Annotated in this window: 1 protein-coding gene; it reads left to right on the plus strand. The window is 57.0% G+C overall.

What is annotated here, in order from left to right; translation table 11 throughout:
* Positions 1-423: LuxR family transcriptional regulator (locus A3736_RS00820; protein WP_197465432.1), on the plus strand; the 423-nt coding region annotated here is incomplete at its 5' end.
* Between the last annotated feature and the right edge of the window lie 209 nt (positions 424-632).

The raw sequence follows: 632 nt of genomic DNA on the forward strand, positions 1-632 counted from the left end.
GGCCGGGAATGCGGAATTGGCAATGGTTATACTGTTCCGCGGCATTTGCCCGGGATAGGGCGCGGCACCTGCACCTTTGCTGTTCGACCCGAGCGAGAACTGCCCCGACGGCGCTTCGCCGTCGCGGAAATGATCGGGACGCTGGCTTTGAGCTGTGCGCTGGGCCTGAGTTCAGAAAAGTTCGATGAGAAGGTCCCTTCCCTGACCGATCGGCAGCGGGAGTGTCTGCTTTGGGTTGCAAGAGGGAAGACTGCAGCTGAAACGGCCATGATACTCGAAATCAGCACCGAAACCGTCATTCAGCATCTTAAGATGGCCCGCGAGCGCTACCAGGTCCATTGTAAACAGTCCCTCGTCGTCGCGGCGCTGTTCGACGGGTTGATCGGGTTTGCCGACATTATCCGTTGGCGGGACACAGGCTAGTTTTCGCGCCACTGCCTCTCAATCACTCGAACATGGCCGTACTGCCTATTTCGCAACCGTTCAGAAAGCAATTTGACTTCTCTCGGCATTTCGATATTTTAATAGTTATCGAATCATTGGAGTGAGCGATGCAAGCCGACCGCGTGATCCGAGCCCTATCTGCTCTGGCACAGGAGCATCGCCTCGCCGCATTCCGCCTGCTCGTGCAG

This window comes from Erythrobacter sp. HI0063 (assembly GCF_001635685.1).
Taxonomy (GTDB): domain Bacteria; phylum Pseudomonadota; class Alphaproteobacteria; order Sphingomonadales; family Sphingomonadaceae; genus Qipengyuania.